The 20,769-nt window shown below is 70.2% G+C and carries 20 protein-coding genes; 6 read left to right on the top strand and 14 right to left on the bottom strand.

Features of this window, described 5'->3' with window-relative positions; all coding sequences use genetic code 11:
• Nucleotides 1-71: 71 nt before the first annotated feature.
• From gspF to gspG, 11 genes are all read right to left on the bottom strand, one after another.
• Nucleotides 72-1,304 (bottom strand): type II secretion system inner membrane protein GspF, encoded by a 1,233-nt coding sequence (gspF, locus tag GTO19_RS06520; protein ID WP_291019386.1) that lies wholly within the window; start codon nucleotides 1,302-1,304, stop codon nucleotides 72-74.
• Nucleotides 1,305-1,314: 10 nt separating this feature from the next.
• Complete coding sequence (gene gspE, locus GTO19_RS06525; RefSeq protein ID WP_291019389.1) at nucleotides 1,315-2,757, bottom strand: type II secretion system ATPase GspE; 1,443 nt, start codon at nucleotides 2,755-2,757, stop codon at nucleotides 1,315-1,317.
• Nucleotides 2,758-2,767: 10 nt separating this feature from the next.
• A complete protein-coding gene (gspD, locus tag GTO19_RS06530; RefSeq protein ID WP_291019392.1) occupies nucleotides 2,768-5,035 on the bottom strand; it encodes a type II secretion system secretin GspD in 2,268 nt (755 codons plus the stop codon).
• A 23-nt stretch (nucleotides 5,036-5,058) separates the two neighbouring features.
• Nucleotides 5,059-5,853 (bottom strand): type II secretion system protein N, encoded by a 795-nt coding sequence (gspN, locus tag GTO19_RS06535; protein ID WP_291019395.1) that lies wholly within the window; start codon nucleotides 5,851-5,853, stop codon nucleotides 5,059-5,061.
• A 2-nt stretch (nucleotides 5,854-5,855) separates the two neighbouring features.
• Nucleotides 5,856-6,386, bottom strand: coding sequence for a type II secretion system protein GspM (gene gspM, locus GTO19_RS06540; protein ID WP_291019397.1), 531 nt, complete (start codon nucleotides 6,384-6,386; stop codon nucleotides 5,856-5,858).
• Between the two features lie 2 nt (nucleotides 6,387-6,388).
• A complete protein-coding gene (gene gspL, locus GTO19_RS06545) occupies nucleotides 6,389-7,672 on the bottom strand; it encodes a type II secretion system protein GspL (RefSeq protein ID WP_291019399.1) in 1,284 nt (427 codons plus the stop codon).
• 135 nt (nucleotides 7,673-7,807) lie between these two features.
• Nucleotides 7,808-8,806 (bottom strand): type II secretion system minor pseudopilin GspK, encoded by a 999-nt coding sequence (gene gspK / locus GTO19_RS06550; RefSeq protein WP_291019401.1) that lies wholly within the window; start codon nucleotides 8,804-8,806, stop codon nucleotides 7,808-7,810.
• Nucleotides 8,803-9,525, bottom strand: a complete 723-nt coding sequence (locus tag GTO19_RS06555; RefSeq protein WP_291019403.1) for a type II secretion system protein J — start codon at nucleotides 9,523-9,525, stop codon at nucleotides 8,803-8,805. Before GTO19_RS06555 ends, gspK begins: the two co-directional genes overlap by 4 nt.
• 2 nt (nucleotides 9,526-9,527) lie before the next feature.
• Entirely contained in the window at nucleotides 9,528-9,896 is a 369-nt protein-coding gene (gene gspI / locus GTO19_RS06560) for a type II secretion system minor pseudopilin GspI (RefSeq protein ID WP_291019406.1), read from the bottom strand.
• On the bottom strand, nucleotides 9,893-10,357 hold the full coding sequence (locus tag GTO19_RS06565; protein ID WP_291019409.1) for a prepilin-type N-terminal cleavage/methylation domain-containing protein: 465 nt from the start codon (nucleotides 10,355-10,357) through the stop codon (nucleotides 9,893-9,895). The genes gspI and GTO19_RS06565 overlap by 4 nt, the downstream gene beginning before the upstream one ends.
• Before the next feature lie 32 nt (nucleotides 10,358-10,389).
• Nucleotides 10,390-10,842 carry a type II secretion system major pseudopilin GspG gene (gene gspG, locus GTO19_RS06570; RefSeq protein WP_291019412.1) on the bottom strand — a complete coding sequence of 151 codons (453 nt, stop codon included), beginning with the start codon at nucleotides 10,840-10,842 and terminating at the stop codon, nucleotides 10,390-10,392.
• A gap of 62 nt (nucleotides 10,843-10,904) precedes the next feature.
• Between gspG and GTO19_RS06575 the strand changes: the two genes are divergently transcribed.
• The 3 genes from GTO19_RS06575 (at nucleotide 10,905) to GTO19_RS06585 (ending at nucleotide 14,075) form a co-directional block, all read left to right on the top strand.
• Entirely contained in the window at nucleotides 10,905-11,420 is a 516-nt protein-coding gene (locus GTO19_RS06575) for a type II secretion system protein N (protein ID WP_291019415.1), read from the top strand.
• 19 nt (nucleotides 11,421-11,439) lie between these two features.
• Entirely contained in the window at nucleotides 11,440-13,362 is a 1,923-nt protein-coding gene (locus GTO19_RS06580; RefSeq protein ID WP_291019418.1) for a DUF294 nucleotidyltransferase-like domain-containing protein, read from the top strand.
• 128 nt (nucleotides 13,363-13,490) lie between these two features.
• Nucleotides 13,491-14,075: a 3'-5' exonuclease gene (locus GTO19_RS06585; protein ID WP_291019421.1), complete on the top strand. Its 585-nt coding sequence runs from the start codon at nucleotides 13,491-13,493 to the stop codon at nucleotides 14,073-14,075.
• A gap of 26 nt (nucleotides 14,076-14,101) precedes the next feature.
• Here GTO19_RS06585 and GTO19_RS06590 read toward each other — a convergent pair whose 3' ends face one another.
• Nucleotides 14,102-15,208 carry a nicotinate-nucleotide--dimethylbenzimidazole phosphoribosyltransferase gene (locus GTO19_RS06590; protein ID WP_291019424.1) on the bottom strand — a complete coding sequence of 369 codons (1,107 nt, stop codon included), beginning with the start codon at nucleotides 15,206-15,208 and terminating at the stop codon, nucleotides 14,102-14,104.
• A gap of 7 nt (nucleotides 15,209-15,215) precedes the next feature.
• Entirely contained in the window at nucleotides 15,216-16,781 is a 1,566-nt protein-coding gene (gene ilvA, locus GTO19_RS06595; RefSeq protein WP_291019426.1) for a threonine ammonia-lyase, biosynthetic, read from the bottom strand.
• A 209-nt stretch (nucleotides 16,782-16,990) separates the two neighbouring features.
• Here ilvA and GTO19_RS06600 point away from each other — a divergent pair, with 209 nt between their 5' ends.
• Nucleotides 16,991-17,440, top strand: coding sequence for an OsmC family protein (locus GTO19_RS06600; RefSeq protein WP_291019428.1), 450 nt, complete (start codon nucleotides 16,991-16,993; stop codon nucleotides 17,438-17,440).
• Between the two features lie 7 nt (nucleotides 17,441-17,447).
• Here GTO19_RS06600 and coq7 read toward each other — a convergent pair whose 3' ends face one another.
• Nucleotides 17,448-18,110, bottom strand: coding sequence for a 2-polyprenyl-3-methyl-6-methoxy-1,4-benzoquinone monooxygenase (gene coq7, locus GTO19_RS06605; RefSeq protein ID WP_291019429.1), 663 nt, complete (start codon nucleotides 18,108-18,110; stop codon nucleotides 17,448-17,450).
• A gap of 231 nt (nucleotides 18,111-18,341) precedes the next feature.
• On the opposite strand from coq7, the gene GTO19_RS06610 reads away from it, so the two are divergent.
• Together GTO19_RS06610 and GTO19_RS06615 are read left to right on the top strand one after the other, a co-directional pair.
• Entirely contained in the window at nucleotides 18,342-19,373 is a 1,032-nt protein-coding gene (locus GTO19_RS06610) for a porin (protein WP_291019430.1), read from the top strand.
• Nucleotides 19,374-19,655: 282 nt separating this feature from the next.
• Nucleotides 19,656-20,714 (top strand): porin, encoded by a 1,059-nt coding sequence (locus GTO19_RS06615; RefSeq protein ID WP_291019432.1) that lies wholly within the window; start codon nucleotides 19,656-19,658, stop codon nucleotides 20,712-20,714.
• Nucleotides 20,715-20,769: the final 55 nt, after the last annotated feature.

Raw genomic sequence — 20,769 nt, forward strand, 5'->3', positions numbered from 1 at the left:
CCCCAAGGGCGGTCTGCACCCCCTCGGGGGGCAGCGAATACACGAAGTGATGAGCGTGGGGGCCCATAGGTTCAGGTCACCAATTGATTGAGCTGAATGATCGGGAGCAGCACCGCCAGCACGATGAGCATGACGATCAGGCCCATGCCGACGATGAGCAGGGGCTCCAGCACCGTGGCCAGGGACATGGCGCGGCGCTGCACCTCGGCGCCCAGTTGGTCGGCCGCGCGCTGCAGCATCTGCGGCAACTGGCCGGTCTGCTCGCCCAGGCGGGCGAACATGCTCAGCAGCGGCGGAAAGCGCTTCTTGGCCGCCAGGGCCGAGGCCAGCGGCGCGCCCTCGCGCACGCGCACCAGGGCGTCGAGCGCGTCTTCGCGCAGGGCGCGGTTGTTCAGGGTTTCGGCGGCCGTCTGCAGCGCGCGCAGGATGGGCACGCCCGAGCCCGCGAGCATGGCCAGCGTGCCGGCGAAGCGCGTGGCGTTGAAGCCGCGCGCCAGACGGCCCAGCACGGGCAGGCGCAGCACGGCGGCGTCCATGCGCAGGCGCATGGCTTCCTGCCGGCGCGCGAACACCAGGCCGATGATGGCCAGCACGAGCACGGCCAGCACATACCAGCCCCATTCGCGCACGAAGGCGCTGATGCCCATCATGATCACCGTGAGCGTGGGCAAGGCGCGTTCGCTGCCCTCGAACACGCCCGCCACCTGCGGCACCACGTAGCTCACCAGGAACACCACGATGACGATGGCCACGAGCGTGACGATGGCCGGGTACAGGGCCGCGGCGATGAGTTTGTTGCGCAGGGCCTCGCGCCCTTCCAGGTCGTCGGCCAGGCGCTCGAGCACGGTGCCGAGCTGGCCGCTTTGCTCCCCGGCGGCCACCACGGCGCTGTAGCTGGTGGAGAACTCGCGCGGGAACTGCGACAGCGCGCGGGCGAAGGCCGAGCCGGCATTGACCTCGCTGCGCAAGGTGGCGACGAGGTTGCGCAGCTTGTCGTTCTCGGCCTCGTCGGCCAGGGCGCTGAGGGCGCGCTCCAGCGGCATGCCGGCGGCCACCAGACCGGCGAGCTGGCGGGTCCACACGCCCAGGGCGGTGTTGCTGAACACGCGCCCGCCCCAGAGCGTGACGTTGAGGCCTTTGCCGCCGCCACCACTTTGCGCGGCCTGCGCCGCGGGCTCCACTGCCAGCGGCACCAGCGAGCGGGCGCGCAGCATGCCGCGCGCGGCGCGCGCGGTGTCGGCGTCGATCACGCCCTTGTGCGTGTCGCCGTTGGCGTCGACGGCTTCGAAGGTGTAGGCGGGCATGCGCGAACCGCTATTCGCGGGTAACCGACATCACTTCTTCGACCGAAGTCACGCCCGTTTCGATCAGGCGCTGGCCGTCCTCGCGCATGGTGCGCATGCCGGCCTTCTCGGCGGCGGCGAACAGGCGGCTTTCGGCGGCGCGCTGGTGCACCAGCGCGCGGATCTGGTCGTCGGCCACCATGAGTTCGTAGATGCCGGTGCGGCCCTTGTAGCCGCTGTGGCTGCAGTGCTCGCAGCCCACGGGGTGCCAGCGGCCCTGCGCGTCCTGGCGACGGCAGTGCACGCAGAGCTTGCGCACCAGGCGCTGCGCCAGCACGCCCAGCAGCGAGCTGCTGAGCAGGAAGGGCTCCACGCCCATGTCGATGAGGCGGGTGACGGCGCTGGGCGCGTCGTTGGTGTGCAGCGTGGACAGCACCAGGTGGCCGGTGAGCGAGGCCTGGATGGCGATCTGCGCGGTCTCGAGGTCGCGGATCTCGCCGATCATGATGACGTCCGGGTCCTGCCGCAGGATGGCGCGCAGGGCCTTGGCGAAGGTGAGCTCGATCTTGGGGTTGACCTGCGTCTGGCCGATGCCGGGCAGCTCGTACTCGATCGGGTCCTCGACCGTCATGATGTTCTGGCGCCCGGCGTCCAGGCGCTGCAGGCCGGCGTAGAGCGTGGTCGTCTTGCCCGAGCCGGTGGGGCCGGTGACGAGGATGATCCCGTGCGGCTGCGTGATGAGGCGCAGGAAGCGCGCCAGCACGTCGCCCTGCATGCCCACGGACTCCAGGTCGAGCTTGCTCTCGCTCTTGTCCAGCAAGCGGAGCACGGCGCGCTCGCCGTGCGCGCTGGGCAGGGTGGAGACGCGCACGTCCACCGCGCGCGTGCCGATGCGCAGGCTGATGCGGCCATCCTGCGGCAGGCGCTTTTCGGAGATGTCGAGCTCCGCCATGATCTTCAGGCGCGAGATCAGCGCCGCGTGCAGGGCGCGGTTGGGCTGCACCACCTCGCGCAGCGTGCCGTCCACGCGGAAGCGCACGCTGGAGTGGCGCTCGAAGGGCTCGATGTGGATGTCGCTGGCGCCGTCGCGCGCGGCCTGCGTGAGCAGGGCGTTGAGCATGCGGATGATGGGCGCGTCGTCGGCCGTCTCCAGCAGGTCCTCGATCGCCGGCAGCTCCTGCATCATGCGGCTCAGGTCCGCGTCGCTCTGCACCTCGCTCACCACGGCGGCGGCGCTGCCCTCGCCCTGCGAGTAGGCCGAGCTGATGCGCTGGCGCAGCAACTCGCCGTCTTCCCATTGCAGATCGAGCAGCGGGTGCGTGCGAAGGATTTCAGACAGCGCGGACAGGCGTTTGGCCTGGGCCTGGGCGTCGGGCGCGGGTGTGCGGCTGCCCACCAGGGTGAGCCGGCCCGCGTCTTCCTCGAGCAGCCAGTGGTGCTCGCGCGCGAAGGCGTAGGGCAGCGGGTACTTCATGGGCGCGGCCTCACTGGGTGGGCGCGGGCGCGGGCGCCGGTGCCGGCGCGGCGGCCGGCGGCGTGGCCGGTGGTGTGGCCGGCGGCGTGGCCGGTGGTGTGGCGGCAGGCACGGTGTTCGGCGAACCCTCGGGCGCGCCGAGCGGCGTGGGGCGCGGCGCCTGGCGCACGTAGGGCAGGGCCTGGGGGCCCAGCACCGGGGTCTCGTTGATCTTCAATACGCTGCTGGGCGTGGGCTGCAGTTCGCGCTGGATCGCGCGCATCTGCTCGTAGCGGTCGAGCGCGAGGTTGGCGGTGTCGCGCTCGTCGCGCAGCACCACAGGGCGCAGGAAGACCATCAGGTTGGTCTTGCGGCGGCTGCGCGTCTCGCTGCGGAACAGGCCGCCGAGCACGGGCACGTCGCCCAGGCCGGGCACCTTGTCCTGGTTCTGGGCGTACTCGTCCTGCAGCAGGCCGCCGAGCACCACGATGGCGCCGTCGTTGACGAGCACGGTGCTTTCGATGCTGCGCAGGTTGGTGATGAGGCCGGTGCTGGAATTGACCGAGGCCGGCGCCACGCTGCTCACCTCCTGGTAGATGGTCAGCTTGATGGTGCCGTTCTCGCTGATCTGCGGCTTCACGCGCAGGGTGATGCCCACGTCCTTGCGCTCGATGGTCTGGAACGGGTTGACCGAGCCGTTGTTGCCGCCGCCGGTGTTGGTGAACTGGCCGGTCACGAAGGGCACGTTCTGGCCGATGACGATCTTGGCCTCTTCGTTGTCCAGGGTGAGCAGGTTGGGGGTGGACAGGATGTTGCCGGCCCCGTTTTCCTGCAGGAAGCGCGCAAGGAAGCCCAGCACGTAGACGCCGTTGGTGCGGCGCGCGAGGCCGATGTTGAGGCCGGCGGCCGGCGCTGTCTCACCCTGGGCCAGGCTGAAGATGTTGCGCCCGCCTTCGCCGAAGTTGGTGCCGAGCAGGCCGATGACGCGGTCGCCCGAGCTGCCGGAAGCGCCTTGCCACTGGATGCCGAACTCGGCGGCCTTGTCGTCGTTGACCTCGGCGATGAGGCTTTCCACGTAGACCTGGGCGCGGCGCGAGTCGAGCTGGTCGATGACGGCGCGCAATTGGCGGTAGAGCGGTTCGGGCGCGGTGATGATGAGCGAGTTGGTCGCCGGGTCGGCCTGGATCATGCCGCCCGTGGAGGGCTGGGCGCTGGCCGCCACCGGGGTGCTGGCGGCGCTGCCCATGCCGCCACCTGTGCTGTTGCCGGTGAGGTTGATGGCCGAGGTGCTGGCGCGCGAGAGGGAGCCACCGTTGGCCGTGCCCCCCCCGCCACCGCCCAGCGAGCCCGTGCCACCCGACTCACCCGCGGCGATAGCCGCGCGCAGCGTGGTGGCCAGCGAGGCGGCGTCCGCGTTCTTCAGGTAGACCACGTGGATGTTGCCGCTGGCCACGGCGGCCGAGGGCTGGTCGAGCCGCACCACCAGCGACTTCACCAGGGCCAGGCGCGCCGGGTTGGCCGCGCGCAGCACCAGGGCGTTGCTGCGCGGCTCGGCCACGATGGTGGTGCGGAAGGAGGCGTCGCCCGCGCCGGCACCGCCGGCCGCGCCGCCCGTGGCGCTGGGGTCGATCAGGCGCTGGATCAGCGGCACGATGTCGGCCGCCACGGCGTGCTGCAGGGGAATGATCTCGATGTCGCTGGCGCCGGGCACGTCGAGCGCGGCGACGATGCGGCCGATGCGCTGCAGGTTTTCGGCGTAGTCGGTGATGACCAGCGAGTTGTTGCCCGGGTTGACGTTGATGGTGTTGTTGGGCGGGATCAGCGGACGCAGCACCGGCACCAGGTTGTTCGCGTTCTCGTGGTTGAGGCGGAAGATCTGGGTGACCACGGTGTTGGACGCGGGCAGCGCCGACACGGCGCCCGCGCTCACCACGTTGCCCTGCAGCTTGGCGTCGGCCTCGGGCACGATCTTGTAGAGGCCGCCGGTGTCCACCAGCGCGAAGCCCTGCAGCCGCAGCGCGGCGGCGAACTGATTCAGCGCGGCGGCCGGCGCCACGGGGCGGTCGGTGGAGAGGTTGATGGTGCCGCGCACGCGCGGGTCGACCACGACGCTGCGCCCGGTGATGGTGGCCATGGTGCGCGCCACGGCCTCGATCTCGGCGCCCACGAAGTTGAGCGTGACGGGCTCGGACGGCCGGTTCTGCGCGGTGGCCGTGGGCGCGCCGGTCAGGCTCAGCGCCAGCGCGCAGGCCAGCGCGAGTGCGCTGCGGCGGCCGGCCAGGGGGGAGAAGGCAAACATGATGGCGATCCTACGTCGAAGCCTCACCCGATGGTGATGACCGAACGGTCGCCTTGGCGGCGACCCACGATGTTGAGCAGGTTGGCGAGGGCCTCTTCATTGCCCGGCGCGGCCCGGGCGTCGCCGGCGAAGCGCAGGCGCCCGCCGATCCATTGCCCGTTGCCCTGCAGCAGCAGGGCCCCGCTGAGGGTCTGCACGTCCAGGCGGGCGGTGTCGCCATCGGCCTCGGCGCGCAGCGAGGCGCGGTAGCTGCCCAGGGGGCGGATGCTGGACATGCGCGAGGCGACGTCGAGCGCGTCGATGTCCAGCCCGCCCTGCAGGCGCGCGCGACCGCTGGACAGCGCCACGCGTAAGCCGTCGCTGCGCAAGGCGAGCGTGCCCTGCAGGCGCAAGGTGTTCCAGGGCGTGCCGAGCCCGGCGAGCAGTTCGGCCGGCCAGCGGCTGTCGAAGCTGGCGATGTCGAGGGCGGTTTCGCTCAGGCCGGGGCGCAGGTGCAGGTTCAGCGGCTGCGGGGTGCAGCACGGGGCCTGCAAGGCCAGGGCCAGGGCGGGGCCGCCGTCGTGCCAGGCCGGGCGCAGGCGCCAGCGCAGGCCCTGGGGCAGGGCGCTGCGGGTGCGGCTGCCCTCGCCGCCGGTGAGCAGCAGGTCGGCCTGGCCGGTCCAGACGCTGCCGCGCGCGTTGACGAGTTGCACCTGCCCGCCGCTGGCCTGGCCGAGCGCGGCGGCTAGCCAGCGGGCCGGCGCGAACAGGATGAGGGCCAGCAGCAGGCCCAGCACGGCAGCGACGAAGGCCAGGCGGCGCACGGTGGTGATGGACATGCTCAGTTGCCCGCGAGCGGTGGCCCGCTCAAGACCAGCGTGCCGCTCCAGGTGGTGCCCGGGCCGTCGCGGTTGAGTTGCGATTCGAGCGGCAGCAGCCGCGCGTTCACGCGCACCTGCTGCAGCCAGCCGGCCAGGGCCACGGCTTCGGTCTGGCGCAGCGTGAGGGTGGCGCGGTCGGCCAGCACGGCGATCTGACCGGTGCCGCCGAGTGCGCCCGTGGCGGCTTCCAGCGCACGCAAGGCCTCGTCGCGTCCCGGTGGTTGGCCGGTCGAGCCGGCGCGCAGGCCCTCGGTGGTCTGCGCGAGTTGCTGCATGCGCGCCAGTTGCGCGTCCAGCGCGGCGTGGCGGGCGGGGGCGCCGCGCAAGGTCTGCCAGGCCGGGGCGATGGCGAGCCACCACAGCAGGGCCAGGCCCACGATCAGCGCGGCGATCAGCACCAGGCGGCGTTCGCGCTCGGCCAGGGCGCCGTACCAGGCGGCCATGCCGGCGCGGGCGCGCTGCAATGAGGAGGGGGCGCGGTCGGCGGCCATGGTCAGGGTTGCGGTGCCTGCAGCACCAGTTCGTTGCCGTCGAATTGCGCGCGCCAACCGCCGCCCTGAAGGGCTTGCTGCAGGGCGCGCACCTGTTCTTCACCGGCGCGCCAGCCGGACAGGCGCAGCGCGCCGTTCTCGTAGGCGATGCGGGTGGGGGAGAGCGGCTCGCTGCCGGACGCGCGGTCCACCGCGGCCAGCAGGGTTTCCAGGTCGCCGGCGGCGAGCTGGCCGCTGGCCTGCTGCAGCTGCGCCACCTCGCGCTGCATCTGCGCGGGCGCGTCGAGCACCAGCTGCACCTGGGGGAAGGTGGTGGTGAGTGTGGTGCGCACCGCGTCCTGCTTGGCCTGCAGGCTCTGGCGTTCCTGCCAGGCCACCAGGTTCAGGCCGATGAGTTGCGCCACGAGCAGGGCCACCAGGCCCCAGCGCGCCGCGCGCCACTGCGGCCCGCTGCGGAACTGGCGCCAGGCGCGCCGCCAGCGTTGGCCGCGCCGCGCGCCCGAGGACAGGCTGAGGTCGAACTGGGCAAGGTTCCAGTCGGTCTGGCCGGCGCGCAGCAGCCACTGGGCCGGCGGCACGGGGTCGAAGGGGCGCTGCATGACGCGCTCGGCGAGTTCGCTCACCAGCGGGTCGGCCAGCCAGACGTCCAGGGCGTCGGTGGCGCGCAGCTCGTTGGCGTTGGTGCCGGGCAGCAGGGCGTCCAGCGGCAGGGCCTGGTCTTCGCGCAGGGGTACGCAGCTCACGCCCAGCAGGCTGGCGCTGGCCAGCCAGACCTGGTCGCCGTCGATGTGGGCCCAGTGCAACTGGCCCGGCGAGTCCATGGCGAAGCTGCGCGTGGCCCCCGCGGCGCCGGGCACCCGGGCCGCCACCAGGGGCCACATGAGCGGGGCGATGCGCGCGACCGGGCGGCCGGCGGATTCGAGCGCGCGCAGCCAGTCGCGCAGGCGGTCCTTGTCGGTGCTGGCGACCCACACGGTCTGGCCGGGGCGCCCGCCCGGTTCCAGTGCGTGGTGCAGGGTGCCCACGTCGCTGAGCACCTGGTCTTCGAGCATGCCGTCGAGCGCCGCGCGCAGGCGCGGGCCGCTCACGCGCGGCAGGCTGAGGCGGTGCCAGGAGAGGGCGCGCGGCGGCAGGGCCAGCACCAGCTCTTCGTCGCGCGGCAGCAGCGAAATGGCGGATTCGCCGTCCTCGGCCGGGTACTGGCCGTCTGTGCTGCGCACCCAGCGCATGAGCGTGGCTGCGGCCGAGGGCGTGGCCTGGTGGTCGATGGGCGTGACGATGAGCACGGACGGGGATTTCAGCAGATGGGACCGGCCATTCTAGAGAGGGTGCATGGCAAAACCACGCTTCAAGTACTCCAGGGCGTTGTGCTGTGGCTTCAATGGGGGCGGCGGCCGTGCCTGGCGGCGCTTGCAGAGGCCTCAGCGGCGCGTGAAGCGCTCGCGCCAGACGATGCGCACGTCCAGGGCCTGGCGCACCACCAGCGAGCGCTCTTCGATGATGGTGTCGTCCAGCCGCAGGCGGCCGCGCACCTCGAAGTAGGCGCTGCGCACACCGTGGTACTGGTCGCTCAGGGTGACGGGGCCTTCGGGCAGCAGGCGCTGGGCTTCGGCGATGGCGCGAAACGGCTTGCGCTCGCGCGCGGTGACGAGTTGGCGCGCCTGGGCGAGGTCCAGCCCCGGCAGCGAGGCGGCGATGGCCTCGGGGCTGGCGGTGTTGAGGTTGAGCGTGGTGCGCTGCGGCAGCACGGTGAGGTGGGGCTCCAGCCGCGCCAGGCTCTCGGGCGACAGGCCCAGCCAGGCCAGGTGCGACAGCTTGGCCGGCAGCAGCGCGGTGCGCGAGGGCAGGGGGTCGCTGAGCGCGAGCCGGGTGCTGGCCAGCAGCTCGTTCACGGCGGCGTCGAGTTCGCTGACCGGCAGGCCCAGCAGTTCGTAGAGGCGGCGCAGGATGTCCAGGTCGGGTTCGGAGATCTCCACCTGGCGCGTGCCCGGGCCCTGCCCCGGGCCCGTCCCCTGTCCCGTGGTCTGGCGCACCGCGTTGTTGAAGTTCAGGCGCGACTGCAGGTCGCTCATCTCGCCGGAGAGGAAGGCCTCGAGCGCGCTGTCGGCGTTGTTGTCGCGGTCGGCCGCGAGAAAGCTGGACAGGCGTGCCTCCTCCAGGGGCAGCGCCCAGGGCTCGCCCAGGTGGTCGGGGTTGCCATTGGTCTGGTTGCCGCGCGCGTCCTCGCGCAGGATGAGCCGGGCCCAGTCGAGCGCGCCGGCCAGGATCCAGGCGGCCTGGGCGCGCTGGCGCTCGGCGCGCTCGATCTCCAGTGCCCGCCATTGCTGCCACAGCGCGCTGGCGGCCAGCGCGGCCACCAGGGTGACGGTGAGCATCGCCAGCAGCAGGGCGGCGCCGCGCTGGCGCTTGTTGGCGTTCACGGGGCGGCTTCCAGTGTGGGGCGCACCCAGTCGCGCTGCAGCACGCCCTGCAGGGCCGCGCCGGACGCCGGCAGCTCCAGCAGCACGCGCACGCCGTTGGGCAGGTTCAGATTGGGCGCGTAGGCGTCGCCGCCGGACGGTGGCTGGTTGTCGGCCGCGGATTGCGGGTTGGTCCAGGCCTCGCCGCGGTGGTAGTAGAGCTGCCAGCCCAGCGCCGGCACCAGGGCGATGGCGCTGTCGGCCGTGGGGGCGGTGAGCGCGTTGGCGGGGTTGCCGCCATCGCCGGGCGGGGTCATGCGGCCGCTGGACCATTCGGCCGCGCGCTGCCAGGCGCGGGCCAGTTCGTCGCGCTGTCGCAGCGGGCCCGACTGCCAGCGCGACCAGCGCGGGCCCTCGGGCGTGTTCAGCATGGCCCAGGCCACGACGCGGATGCCGCGGCTGTCCAGCCCGGTTTCCATCGGGTCTCGCCGCGTGAGGCGCAGCAACTGGCCGTTGAAATCGATCGGCGCGATCTCGCGTGTGTCGATCATGGCGTCGAGGTCGGCCGTCCACTGCCCCAGTGCGGCCTGCAGGCGCCGCAGGTCGTCGGCGCGGGTCTGGGTGATGGACTGCGTGCGGCTCATGCCGTCGATGGCGCGCCAGGCCAGGATGGCGATCGTGGACAGGATGGCCAGCGCCACCAGCAGCTCGATCAGCGTGAAGCCGCGCGCCCTTGCCATGCTCAGTACCGGCCCTGGACGGTGGAGAGGGTCAGCAGCCGCACGCCCGAGGCGTCGTTGCCGCGGATGACCGTGGCGTCGACCCGGCGGAAATTGGGGTTGGGCGTGGGCAGCACCGACACGCGCACGCGCAGGGCGCGGCCGGCCTGTTCGCACACGGCGTCGGTGTCACCGGTGCCCGGCAGCTGGCGCTGCAGACGCAGGGCGGTGAGCGCGTTTTCGGCGCACAGGGTCGCCAGCCATTGCTCGGTCTGGCGCTCGGCGGTGCGCGTGAGCGCGCTGCTGGCCTGCAGACCGGTGGTGAGCGTGAGCGCCACCACGCCCAGGGCGACGAGCACCTCGATCAGGGTGAAGCCGCGGAGGCGTTTCATGGGGTGTCCGTGGCCACGCGGAAGGGGCCCAGGCCGTCGGTGGCCAGCACCAGGCGGCGGTCGCCCAGGCCGAGGGCGATGCGCTGGGCGGGGATGAGGGGCTCGGGCCCCAGCACCAGAGCGGTGGCGCCGGGTGGCTGCAGCACCAGGGCGGCGGTGTCGGCGTTCAGCCACTGGTGCGCGCCCTCGGAGGGCGTGGGCCCGTCGCCGGCGCGCGCGCGCGGCAGGCCGATGAATTCGAAGCCTTGGGGCCGCACGCGCCAGACCACGGGAAGGCCGCTGGTGAGCGACTGCGCGCGCGCCGATTCGAGCATGGCCGACAGGCGCAGCGCCTCGCGCTCGAGCCGGGTGCCGCTGTCGTCGCGCAGGGCGAAGGTGACGGCCGCGGTGGCCATGGCGATGATGGCCACGACCACCATCAGTTCAAGGAGGGTGAAGCCCCTGGAGTGGCCGCGCGGCATGGTGGTGGCGGGCCGAGGGCGGGCCGGCCGGCTTATTGCCAGCTGCCGACGTCGGCGTTGGCGCCTTCGCCGCCGGCCTGGCCGTCGGCGCCCAGCGAGAGGACGTCGATCTCGCCGTGCACGCCGGGGTTGAGGTACTGGTAAGGCCGGCCCCAGGGATCGTTGGGCAGCTTGTCGAGGTAGCGGCGCCAGTTGGGTGGTATGGCGCCCACCGTGGGCTTGTTGACCAGCGCGCCCAGGCCCTGCTCGGTGCTGGGGTAGCGCTGGTTGTCCAGGCGGTAGAGCTTGAGCGCCTGCATCAGGTTGTTCACGTCGGTGCGCGCGGCGGTCACGCGCGCGTCGTCGGTGCGGTCGAGCACGTTGGGCACGATGAGCGCGGCCAGCACGCCGATGATGACCAGCACCACCATCAGTTCGATGAGGGTGAAGCCGCGCCGCAGCGCGCGCCGGGCGGGCGCGAAGGGGGGGAGGAGGGGGCGTGTCAAAGGGGTCTCCGGCACCGTGTCTTCAGGGCCCCGCGAAGGGGTCGGTCGATCATAATGCGCGCATGAGTCGACCATCCACTTTCGGGCACTCGGTCTTCCTCGGCGAAGGCGCGGCGGCGTCCGGCGGCGCACCCCGGCGCGCTCCGGGGGTGCTGGCGGTGCTCCTGTGGCTGGCCGCCGGGCTCAGCGTGGGTTACTGGGTGTTGCAGACCCTGGGGCGTTCGCCACTCACGCCAGTGGCCGCGCCGGCCGTGGTGCCGCCGGTGCCCGATGTGGCGTCGGTGGCGCGGGTGCTGGGCGCCGTGCAGGTCGCCACGGTGGATGCGCCGGCCAGTGCACCTGCGCCGCTGTCCTCTCGCTTCCAGTTGCTGGGCGTGGTGGCGGCGGGCGGGGTGGACGGCGCCGCCCTGATCGCCATCGATGGCCAACCGCCCAAGCCCTACCGCGTGGGCGCGGAGCTGGAAAGCGGTGTGGTGCTGGAGTCGGTTCAGCGCCGCTCGGTGCGCCTCGCGGTGTCGGGTGGCGGCCAGCAGGGCTTCGAGCTCACGCTGCCCGAGGTACCGGGCGAGTCGTCCTGAGGCCATTGGCGTCTCGGCCATGGCCCAGCGCGGCGCCACGACAACAGAGCCGACGATACCGGACGCTCTGCGCCCTTCGGGCAGCCTGCTGGTCAACCTGAGCGACGAGCTGCGGCGCCACCCCCCGTTCGACGAGATGGACCCGGCGCACGTGAGCGCCTTCGTGGCGGCCTCGCGGCAGGCCTATTACGCGCCCGGGGAGGCGGTGGTGCGCCCGGAGGACGGGCCGGTGCGCGAGCTGTTCTTCATCCGCCGCGGCGCGGTCACCGGCAAGCGCGGGCTGTCCGAGGTCTCGGGTGGCGCCTTCCAGTACGAGGCCGGTGATCTGTTCCCCATCAGCGCCGTGCTGGCCCAGCGTGCGCCAACCACGCTGTACCACGCCACCGAAGACACCTTCGTGCTGGTGATCAGCGCCGAGGACATGCGCGACCTGGCCCAGCGCAGCCCGCCCTTTGGCGATTTCCTCAACCGGCGCATCCTGAAGTTCCTGGAGCTCTCACGCGCGGCGCTGCAAGTGGCGTATTCCTCGCAGGCGCTGGCCGAGCAATCGCTGGAGACGCCGCTGGCCGAACTGGTCGGCCACAAGGCCCCGGTGAGCTGCGCGCCGCACACGCCGCTGCGCGAGGCGCTCGGTCAGATGCACGAGCGGCGCATCGGCTCGATGCTGGTGGTGGATGCCTCGGGGGCGCCGACAGGCATCCTCACGCGCTCCGACGTGCTGGGCCGCGTGGCCCTGCCGCAGGTGCCGCTGGACGCGCCGGTGTCGGCCGTGATGGTGCAACCCGTGCACAGCCTGCCGCATGACGCCACCGCGCAGGACGCGGCGCTGGCCATGTCCACGCACGGCATCCGCCATGTGCCGGTGACGCGCGCAGGGCGCCTCGTGGGCATCGTGTCCGAGCGTGACCTGTTCGCGCTGCAGCGGCTCAGCCTCAAGCAGGTGAGCTCCGGCATCCGCAACGCCTCCAGCGTGGACACGCTGCGCGTGGTGGCGCACGACATCCGGCGCTTCGCGCGCACCCTGCTGGGCCAGGGCGTTCAGGCCCGCCAGCTCACGGCGCTGATCAGCCACCTCAACGACGCGCTCACCACGCGGCTGATCGAACTGCTGGCCGAGCGGCATGGCCTCTCGCTCGCGGGTGCGTGCTGGCTCGCGCTGGGCTCCGAGGGGCGCAGCGAGCAGACCATCGCCACCGACCAGGACAACGCCCTGATCCGCCCCGAGGGCAGCGATCCGGCGCGCTACCTGGCCTTTGCGCGTGAGGTGAACCAGGCACTGGACGACTGCGGCTACCCGCTGTGCAAGGGGGGCGTGATGGCCGGCAACCCCGAGCTGTGCCTGACGCTCCCGCAATGGCGCGAGCGCTTTGCTCACTGGATCGAGCACGGCTCGCCGAAAGACCTGCTCAACGCCAGCATCTTTTTCGACTTTCGCCCGTTGGCGGGCGACGAAGGCCTGGCGCAGGCGCTGCGCGATGAGGTGATGGAGCACGCGCGCACCACGCCGCGCTTCCTGAAGCAGCTCGCGCTCAACGGCCTGGAGCACGAGGCGCCGCTGAACTGGCTGGGCAACATCGACACGGCCACGGTGGGTGGCCACGACACGCTCGACATCAAGCTGCAGGGCACGGCGATCTTCGTGGACGTGGCCCGCCTGTACGCGCTGGCGCACGGCGTGCCGGCCACCAACACACGCGAGCGCCTGCAGGCCGTGGGGCCGCTGCTGGGCGTGCCGGCGCACGAGGCCGAGGCCTGGATCGGCGGTTTCGACTACCTGCAATTGTTGCGGCTGCACGCCCAGCTCGACGGCACCACGGTGGGCGACAACCCGAACCGCATCGCTGTGGACACGCTCAACGACATCGACCGCCGCATCCTGAAGGAAACGCTGCGCGTGCTGCGCGCGCTGCAGCAGCGGCTCAAGCTGGATTACGACCGATGAGCGCCGCCGGGCCGTTTCCAAGGCGCTTGGGCCCCCAGCGTGCAGCACGCAGGCTTGTTCGGTTCGACTGGTGGTCGGGCTGGTTCGGCCGTGCGCTCGCGCCGGCACAGGCGGCTACCGAGCGCTGGGTGGTGCTGGACGTGGAGACCAGCGGCCTGGACGTGGCGCGCGACCGCCTGCTGGCGATCGCCGCCATCGGGCTGCGCGTGGACTGGGCGCGCGGTCGCCTGGACGTGTGCCTGGGCGACAGCTTCGAGGTGGTGCTGCGCCAGGAGCAGGCCTCCAGCCGCGACAACATCCTGCTGCACGGCATCGGCGTGCAGAGCCAGCGCGAAGGCCTGGACCCGACCGAGGCGTTGCGGGCCTTCGAGGCCTTCGTCGGCGAGGCGCCGCTGCTGGCCTTTCACAGCGCCTTCGACGAGGCGCTGATCGGGCGCCATGTGCGCCAGCTTCTCGGTCACCGGCTGGCCAACCCCTGGGTGGACATCGAGCACCTGTGCGCCGCCACGCACCCGCGGGTGCGCGCGCGTTCGCTGGACGAATGGATGGCGCACTTCGGCATCACCTGCCCCAAGCGCCACCAGGCGGCGGCCGACACCCTGGCCGAGTGCGAGCTGTTGCAGAGCGTGTGGCCCGCGGTGGCCAAGGAGTGCCGGAGCTGGCGCCAGGTGCGGCGGCTGGCGGCGAGTCGCCGCTGGCTGGCGGCACACTAGGTCGGCGCGCCAGGCCGGCTCGCCGCTCAGGTTTCCAGCAGGCTCTGCGTGGCCAGCAGCAGCGGCCAGGCCAGCAGCGCGCCCGTCCCCTGATTGATGTGCAGGTCCAGATCGAGCAGGGGCATGGCCTGCAGGTGGATCAGCATGAGCCGGTGCGCGGTGGCCGGCGAGCGCTGGGCGTAGACGAGATAGTCCGCCACGGCCGGGCTCAGGCCGCGCGCCACCAGCGCCGCGGCGCCGGCCACGAAGCCATCGACGAGCACCACCCGCCGCTCGCTGGCCGCCTGCAGCATGGCGCCGGCCATCATCGCGATCTCGAACCCGCCGAAGGCCGCCAGCGCGTGGATGGGCGAGACCGCCTGCGCGTGCCGCTGGGCGGCGGCGGTGAGCTTGTCCAGGCGCTGGAAGTGCACGGTGTCGTCAAAGGCCGAGCCGGGGCCGTCGTCGCGCGGCAGGGCGTCCACCATGGGCACGCCGCACAGGCGCGAGAGCAGCAGCGCGGCGCTGGCGGGGTTGGCCACGCCCACTTCGCCCAGGGCCAGCACGGTGCCCGGCAGGTGGCGCACCACGTCCATGCCCGCGTGCAGGGCCGCCACCGTCTGCTTGAGCGACATGGCCGGACCCAGCAGGCAGTTGCGCGTGCCATAGGCGATCTTGCGCGGCTGCAGCGTGGCCGGCGCACGGCCGCGGGGGGGCGGTGGCGGGGTGATCGGCGTGGCCATGCCGGCGTCCACCACCGTCACCTCGAAGCCGTGCTGGCGGGCCAGGGTGTTCGCCGGCGCGCGGCCCGTCAGCAACTGGGTAACCAACTCGGCGGTGGTGGACTGCGGCAGGTCGCTCATGCCCTCCACGGCCAGGCCATGGTCGGCGGCGAACACCACCAGTTGCGGCGCGTCGAACACCAGCAGGTCGAACGGCAGGGCGCTGCTGTGCTGGATGCGCGCGAGCTGACCCGCCAGCCACTGCAACTGGCCCAGGGCGTTGGCGGGCTGGCCCTCGGGCTGCAGGCGGCGGTGCAGGGCGTGCTCCAGCATGGCGTCGGCCGTGCTGGCGATGGCGGGCAGCTTCAGGCCCTCGACAGGCGCGAACGGGCGCGGCGCATTGATCGGCGTGAGGGCGGGATCTCGCGCCATGGTGCCCTCAGCTGCGCAGGAACAGCCGGTAGGCCGGGTTCTGCGTTTCCTCGACGTAGGGATAGCCGAGCGTATCGAGGAACTTGGCGAAGGCCTTGTCGTCCTTGGCCGGCACCTGCAGGCCCACCAGGATGCGGCCGTAGTCGGCACCCTGGTTGCGGTAGTGGAACAGGCTGATGTTCCAGGTGGGGCGCATCAGGCTCAGGAACTTGAGCAGGGCGCCCGGCCGTTCGGGGAAGATGAATCGCATCAGGCGCTCGTCCTGGGCGTGCATCGAGTGCCCGCCGACGAGGTGGCGCAGGTGCTCCTTGGCGAGTTCGTCGTGGGTGAGGTCCAGCGTCTCGAAACCATGGCGCACGAGTTGCTGGGCGATCTTGGTGGACTCGCCTTTGCCCGCCGTGGTGAGGCCCACGAACACGTGCGCCTGGGCGCTGTCGTGCATGCGGTAGTTGAACTCGGTCACGTTGCGCGCCGAGCCAGGCAGCGAGCCGATGACCTCGCAGAAGCGGCGGAAGCTGCCGCGCTCTTCGGGCATCGTCACGGCGAACAGCGCCTCGCGCTCCTCGCCCACCTCGGCTCGCTCGGCCACGAAGCGCAGGCGGTCGAAGTTCATGTTCGCGCCGCACAGGATGGCCGCGTAGGTCTGGCCTTTGGTCTTGTGCGTGGCCACGTACTGCTTGATCGCGGCCACCGCCATCGCGCCCGAGGGTTCGACGATGCTGCGCGTGTCGACGAACACATCCTTGATGGCGGCACAGACGGCGTCGGTGTCGACCGCGATGAACTCGTCGACCAGCTCGCGCGCGATGCGGAAGGTTTCCTCGCCCACCAGCTTGACCGCCGTGCCGTCGGCGAACAGGCCGACGTCGGGCAGGGTCACACGCTCTTTTCCATTGACCGAACGCATCATGGCGTCCGAGTCGGTCATCTGCACGCCGATGACCTTGATCTCGGGTCGCACGGCCTTGATGTAGTTGGCCACGCCACTGACCAGGCCGCCGCCGCCGATGGCGACGAACACCGCGTCGAGCTGGCTCGAGCCCAGGCTCTGCAGCTGGCGCAGGATCTCCATCGCGATCGTGCCCTGGCCAGCGATCACATCCGGATCGTCGAAGGGGTGGACGAATGTGAGTCCCTGCTTCTTTTGCAGGCCCACGGCGTGGTTGTAGGCGTCGGTGTAGCTGTCGCCGTGCAGCACCACCTCGCCCCCGAAGCCCCGCACCGCGTCGATCTTCAACTGCGGGGTGGTCACCGGCATCACGATCACCGCGCGAATGCCCAGCTTGCGCGCGCTGAGCGCCACGCCCTGGGCGTGATTGCCCGCCGACGCGCAAATGACGCCCTTGGCCAGTTGCTCAGGGCTCAGGTGCGCGATCTTGTTGTAGGCCCCACGCAGCTTGAAGCTGAAAACGGGCTGCTGGTCTTCCCGCTTGAGCAGCACGGTGTTGTGCAGGCGCCTGGACAGCGCGCGCGCGGGCTCAAGGCTCGACTCCACCGCCACGTCGTACACCCGGGCTGTCAGGATCTTCTTGAGGTAGTCGGCGGGCGTCAGGTGAGGGGAGGCGGCTTTCATCACGTCGCATTATCGGCGGCGAAAAAAAACCCGGACCAACGTAGCTGGTCCGGGTTTGAATCCACCCGTGGAGGGTAGAGGAGACAACCGTAAATACAATGACGCAAGTATATCGCCGGATTGCTGCGATGCAACAACCCGGCCTCTCTTGCCCCCATTTTTAGAGCAAAGCCCTTAGAAACTGCGGGCTTTGTCACGGAGAAGCTCCCATGGAATGCACCGTTACCTGGACCGGCGCCAGCGGCACCCGCTCGGCAATGGGGTTCGTGGCTGAAACCGGCAGTGGACATGTGCTCGCCATGGATGGCGCGCCCGATGCCAACAAGCCCGAGAACGGCGGGGCCAATCTGGCGCCGCGCCCCATGGAGACCGTGCTGGCCGGCACGGGAGGGTGCACCGCTTATGACGTGGTCCTGATCCTGAAGCGTGGCCGGCACGACGTGCGCGGCTGTTCGGTCAAGCTCACGAGCGAACGGGCGCCGGTCGACCCCAAGGTGTTCACCAAGATCCACATGCACTTCACCGTCACGGGCAAAGGCATTCCCGCCAGTGCGGTCGAGCGGGCGATCGCCATGAGCCACGAAAAGTATTGCTCGGCCAGCATCATGCTGGCCAAGACGGCCGAGATCACGACCAGCTTCGACCTGCTCGAAGCCTGAGTCCGGGTCAGATCCGATGGGCCACGGTCGTCATGACCTTGGCCGCCAACCGCATCAGCCCTTTCACCGGCACAGGCAGTTCGACCGCGCCGGCCTGCTGGGCGAGGCGTGCATGACGCGCCTCGTCGAGCTTCATCTGCGCCACGACGGCCCGCGAGGCATGGTCCTCGGCCGGCAGCCGGTCCAGGTGGCTGGCCAGGTGGGCCTCCACCTGCCGCTCGGTTTCGACCACAAAGCCCAGGCTCGGGCCTTGGCCCAGCCGGCCCGCCATCAAGCCCAGTCCGAAGGCGCCCGCATACCAGAGCGGGTTGAGCAGCGAAGGCCGGCTGCCCAACTCGTCGAGGCGCGCTTTGGTCCAGGCCAGGTGATCGGTTTCCTCCCGACCGGCGTCCTCCAATTGGCGGGCCAGGGCCTCGTTGGGCGCCTTGCCGCGCGGCCCGGGCCAGCGGGCGGCCAGGGCCTGAGCGGTGTACAGGGCCTGGGCGCACACCTCGCCGACGTGGTTCACGCGCATCAATGCACCAGAAAGGTGCCGTTCCTCGGGGCTCAGCGCACCATCGTCGTGACGTTCGGGAACGGTGGGGCAGGCCTGGCTGGCCCGCGGTGCGGCGAACAGGGTGCGAAGGGCCGAATCGGCCGCGCCCACCAGGGCGTCACTGAAAGGGTTCATGGCGTTCTCTCGATCGAAACGTCGGCCTATGGTGCCACGCCGCAAGACTAGGGGTAAGCCCTGGGAATCGTGGCAAGGCTGCAACATCAGCACCACCCTGGGGCGAGTTGCGGCCGACAAACATGGCGGTTGCAAGTCGTTTCTGATGCAATGCCTCCAGCTTCCTCAATGGAGGTCGGCTCGGGGGCACAGACTTCCGGCCTCTTAACCCAAACCTTGGAGAATTCCTCGATGAAAAAGACCCTGATCGCTCTGGCTGCCGTGGCAGCCTCCAGCGCAGCACTGGCCCAGTCGTCGGTGACCCTGTTCGGTATCGTTGACGTCAACGTCCGCAACGTGAAACAAGGCGGCGTGAGCCAGTCCTCGCTGAGCCAGGACGGCACCGCTTCGAGCCGCATCGGCTTCCGCGGCGTGGAAGATCTGGGTGGCGGCATGAGCGCCAGCTTCTGGCTCGAAGGTGCTCTGGATCCCGACACGGGCAACTCCGGCGGCCTGACGTTCCAGCGTCGTAGCACCGTGAGCCTGTCGGGCGGTTTTGGTGAAGTCCGCCTTGGCCGTGACTACACCCCGACCTTCTGGAACCACACCGTGTATGACCCGTTCGGCACGAACGGCGTCGGCAGCTCGCTCAACACCTTCACCGCTGCAGGCAGCGGTTCGGGTACCAACGTGCGTGCAGACAACGCGATTTCCTACTTCACGCCCAACCTGAGCGGCTTCCAAGGCCAGTTCCAGTACGCCTTCAAGGAAGTCCAGACTGACAATGCCCCGAACGAATACGCCGGCCTGCGCCTCGTGTACGCCTCGGGTCCTCTGAGCGTGGCCCTGGCCACTGCCTCGGAAGGCTCCACCGCGACCAACGTGAACTCGTTCAAGCGTACCAACCTTGGCGCGTCGTACGACTTTGGCTTCATCAAGCCGATGATCCAGTACACGATCGGCAAGTTCGAGACCAACGGTGGCGTCGACAACGAAGTCAAGCACCTGCTGGTCGGTCTGACCGCCCCCGTGGGTCCTGGCCTGATCAAGGCGTCGTACGTGCGTTCGAGCTATGACAACACCGCCGGCGACGCGAACCAGTTCGCCATCGGCTACGAGTATGGCCTGAGCAAGCGCACCGCCCTCTACGCCAACTACGCCCGCATCTCCAACAAGACCGGTGCCTCCTTCAGCGTGAGCGCCGAAGCCGGCGCCACCGGCGCCGCCGTGACGCCGGGCGACAGCTCGCGTGGTTTCGAAGTGGGTATCCGTCACTCCTTCTGATGTATCGCGGGCTTGGCCCGCTAGCATCTGAAGCCAAAAGCCACCGCCTACGCGGTGGCTTTTTCATTGGCCCTCGGTCCGTGCTCATGCACTCGCACCTGGCGCACAGATTGCTTTGAGACGGCCGTGGCTGGTGTGTTGCGCAGTTGCTACGAAATGCCCCTCATGCGTGTAAAAGCCTAGGTGGTAACCCGGAAACCCAATGCGCGCTCGCTACCATCTGCTCAGTTTCAGTCGTGTGAAACGCTTCCAAACCGTTCCAAAGGAAAAGGAAACTCCCCCATGAAGAAAAGTCTGATCGCTCTCGCTGTGCTGGGCACCTGCGGCGCCGCGATGGCTCAATCGAGCGTGACGCTCTACGGTATGGCCGACGTGTGGGTTGGCCGCACCAAGGCCGAAGCCACCATCGGTGGCGTGTCGGCTTCCGCCAGCGAGTCCGTGCTCGAGAGCGGCGGCTTCAACACCAGCCGTCTGGGTTTCAAGGGTTCTGAGGACCTGGGTGGTGGTCTGAAGGCCAACTTCAATCTGGAAGCCGCTCTGGCGATGGACACCGGTACTTCCGGTGGCCTGCGCTTCGACCGTCAGTCGTGGGTCGGCCTGTCGGGCGGCTTCGGTGAAATCCAGCTGGGCAAGCCCTGGACGCCGTACGACGACACGCGCGCGATGGCCAACGACACGTTCAATGCCAACTTCGCTGCTTCGTGGACCACCTGGCTCTTCTACGAAGACAACCCGAACAACACCATCCGCTACAACACGCCCAACTTTGGCGGCTTCTCGGGCGCCTTTGCCTACTCGCTGGGTGAAGACCGTGCCAGCTCGCCGAACAACAGCGCCAGCAACCTGGTGTCGTTGAGCGTGAACTACGCGAACGGCCCCATCGTCGCCGGCTTCGCTCACCAGAGCCAGAAAGTCGAAGGCCTGAACGGTCTCGACAGCACCGGCATCCTGACGAACCTGGCAACCACCGGCAAGACCACCTACAACCTGCTCAATGGTTCTTACGACTTCGGCATGTTGAAGCTCGTCGGTGGCCTGAACCAGGTCAAGGTTGAGCCGGACGGCTTCGCTGAAGTCAAGGCCAACGAGTGGAACCTCGGCGTTGACGTGCCCGTGGGCGCCGGTTTCGACATCGGCGTGGGCGTGGCCCGCTCCAAGACCGAGAGTGGCGGCGTGGATCAGACCACCACCACCGGCTTCAGTGTTGGTGCCAAGTACACGCTGTCCAAGCGCACCTTCCTGTACGCAGCGTTCAATCGCACCAAGACCGAGTTCGAAGCGCTCCCTGGTGACGAAGTCAAGGGCACCCTCTTCGGCCTGGGCATCCAGCACAACTTCTGATCTTCTGATCTCAGAACGAGCGCTGCTCAACAAAAAGCCGCCCGGCATGCCGGGC

The organism is Hydrogenophaga sp. (assembly GCF_011772445.1).
In the GTDB taxonomy this organism is placed as follows: domain Bacteria; phylum Pseudomonadota; class Gammaproteobacteria; order Burkholderiales; family Burkholderiaceae_C; genus Hydrogenophaga.

Bases quoted from the DNA above. Each gene is read 5' to 3' on its own strand.
- gspF (WP_291019386.1), bottom strand. From the start codon at position 1,304: ATGCCCGCCTACACCTTCGAAGCCGTCGACGCCAACGGCGACACGCAC.
- gspE (WP_291019389.1), bottom strand. From the start codon at position 2,757: ATGAAGTACCCGCTGCCCTACGCCTTCGCGCGCGAGCACCACTGGCTG.
- gspD (WP_291019392.1), bottom strand. From the start codon at position 5,035: ATGTTTGCCTTCTCCCCCCTGGCCGGCCGCCGCAGCGCACTCGCGCTG.
- gspN (WP_291019395.1), bottom strand. From the start codon at position 5,853: ATGTCCATCACCACCGTGCGCCGCCTGGCCTTCGTCGCTGCCGTGCTG.
- gspM (WP_291019397.1), bottom strand. From the start codon at position 6,386: ATGGCCGCCGACCGCGCCCCCTCCTCATTGCAGCGCGCCCGCGCCGGC.
- GTO19_RS06555 (WP_291019403.1), bottom strand. From the start codon at position 9,525: ATGGCAAGGGCGCGCGGCTTCACGCTGATCGAGCTGCTGGTGGCGCTG.
- gspI (WP_291019406.1), bottom strand. From the start codon at position 9,896: ATGAAACGCCTCCGCGGCTTCACCCTGATCGAGGTGCTCGTCGCCCTG.
- GTO19_RS06565 (WP_291019409.1), bottom strand. From the start codon at position 10,357: ATGCCGCGCGGCCACTCCAGGGGCTTCACCCTCCTTGAACTGATGGTG.
- GTO19_RS06575 (WP_291019415.1), top strand. From the start codon at position 10,905: ATGAGTCGACCATCCACTTTCGGGCACTCGGTCTTCCTCGGCGAAGGC.
- GTO19_RS06580 (WP_291019418.1), top strand. From the start codon at position 11,440: ATGGCCCAGCGCGGCGCCACGACAACAGAGCCGACGATACCGGACGCT.
- GTO19_RS06590 (WP_291019424.1), bottom strand. From the start codon at position 15,208: ATGGCGCGAGATCCCGCCCTCACGCCGATCAATGCGCCGCGCCCGTTC.
- ilvA (WP_291019426.1), bottom strand. From the start codon at position 16,781: ATGAAAGCCGCCTCCCCTCACCTGACGCCCGCCGACTACCTCAAGAAG.
- GTO19_RS06600 (WP_291019428.1), top strand. From the start codon at position 16,991: ATGGAATGCACCGTTACCTGGACCGGCGCCAGCGGCACCCGCTCGGCA.
- coq7 (WP_291019429.1), bottom strand. From the start codon at position 18,110: ATGAACCCTTTCAGTGACGCCCTGGTGGGCGCGGCCGATTCGGCCCTT.
- GTO19_RS06610 (WP_291019430.1), top strand. From the start codon at position 18,342: ATGAAAAAGACCCTGATCGCTCTGGCTGCCGTGGCAGCCTCCAGCGCA.
- GTO19_RS06615 (WP_291019432.1), top strand. From the start codon at position 19,656: ATGAAGAAAAGTCTGATCGCTCTCGCTGTGCTGGGCACCTGCGGCGCC.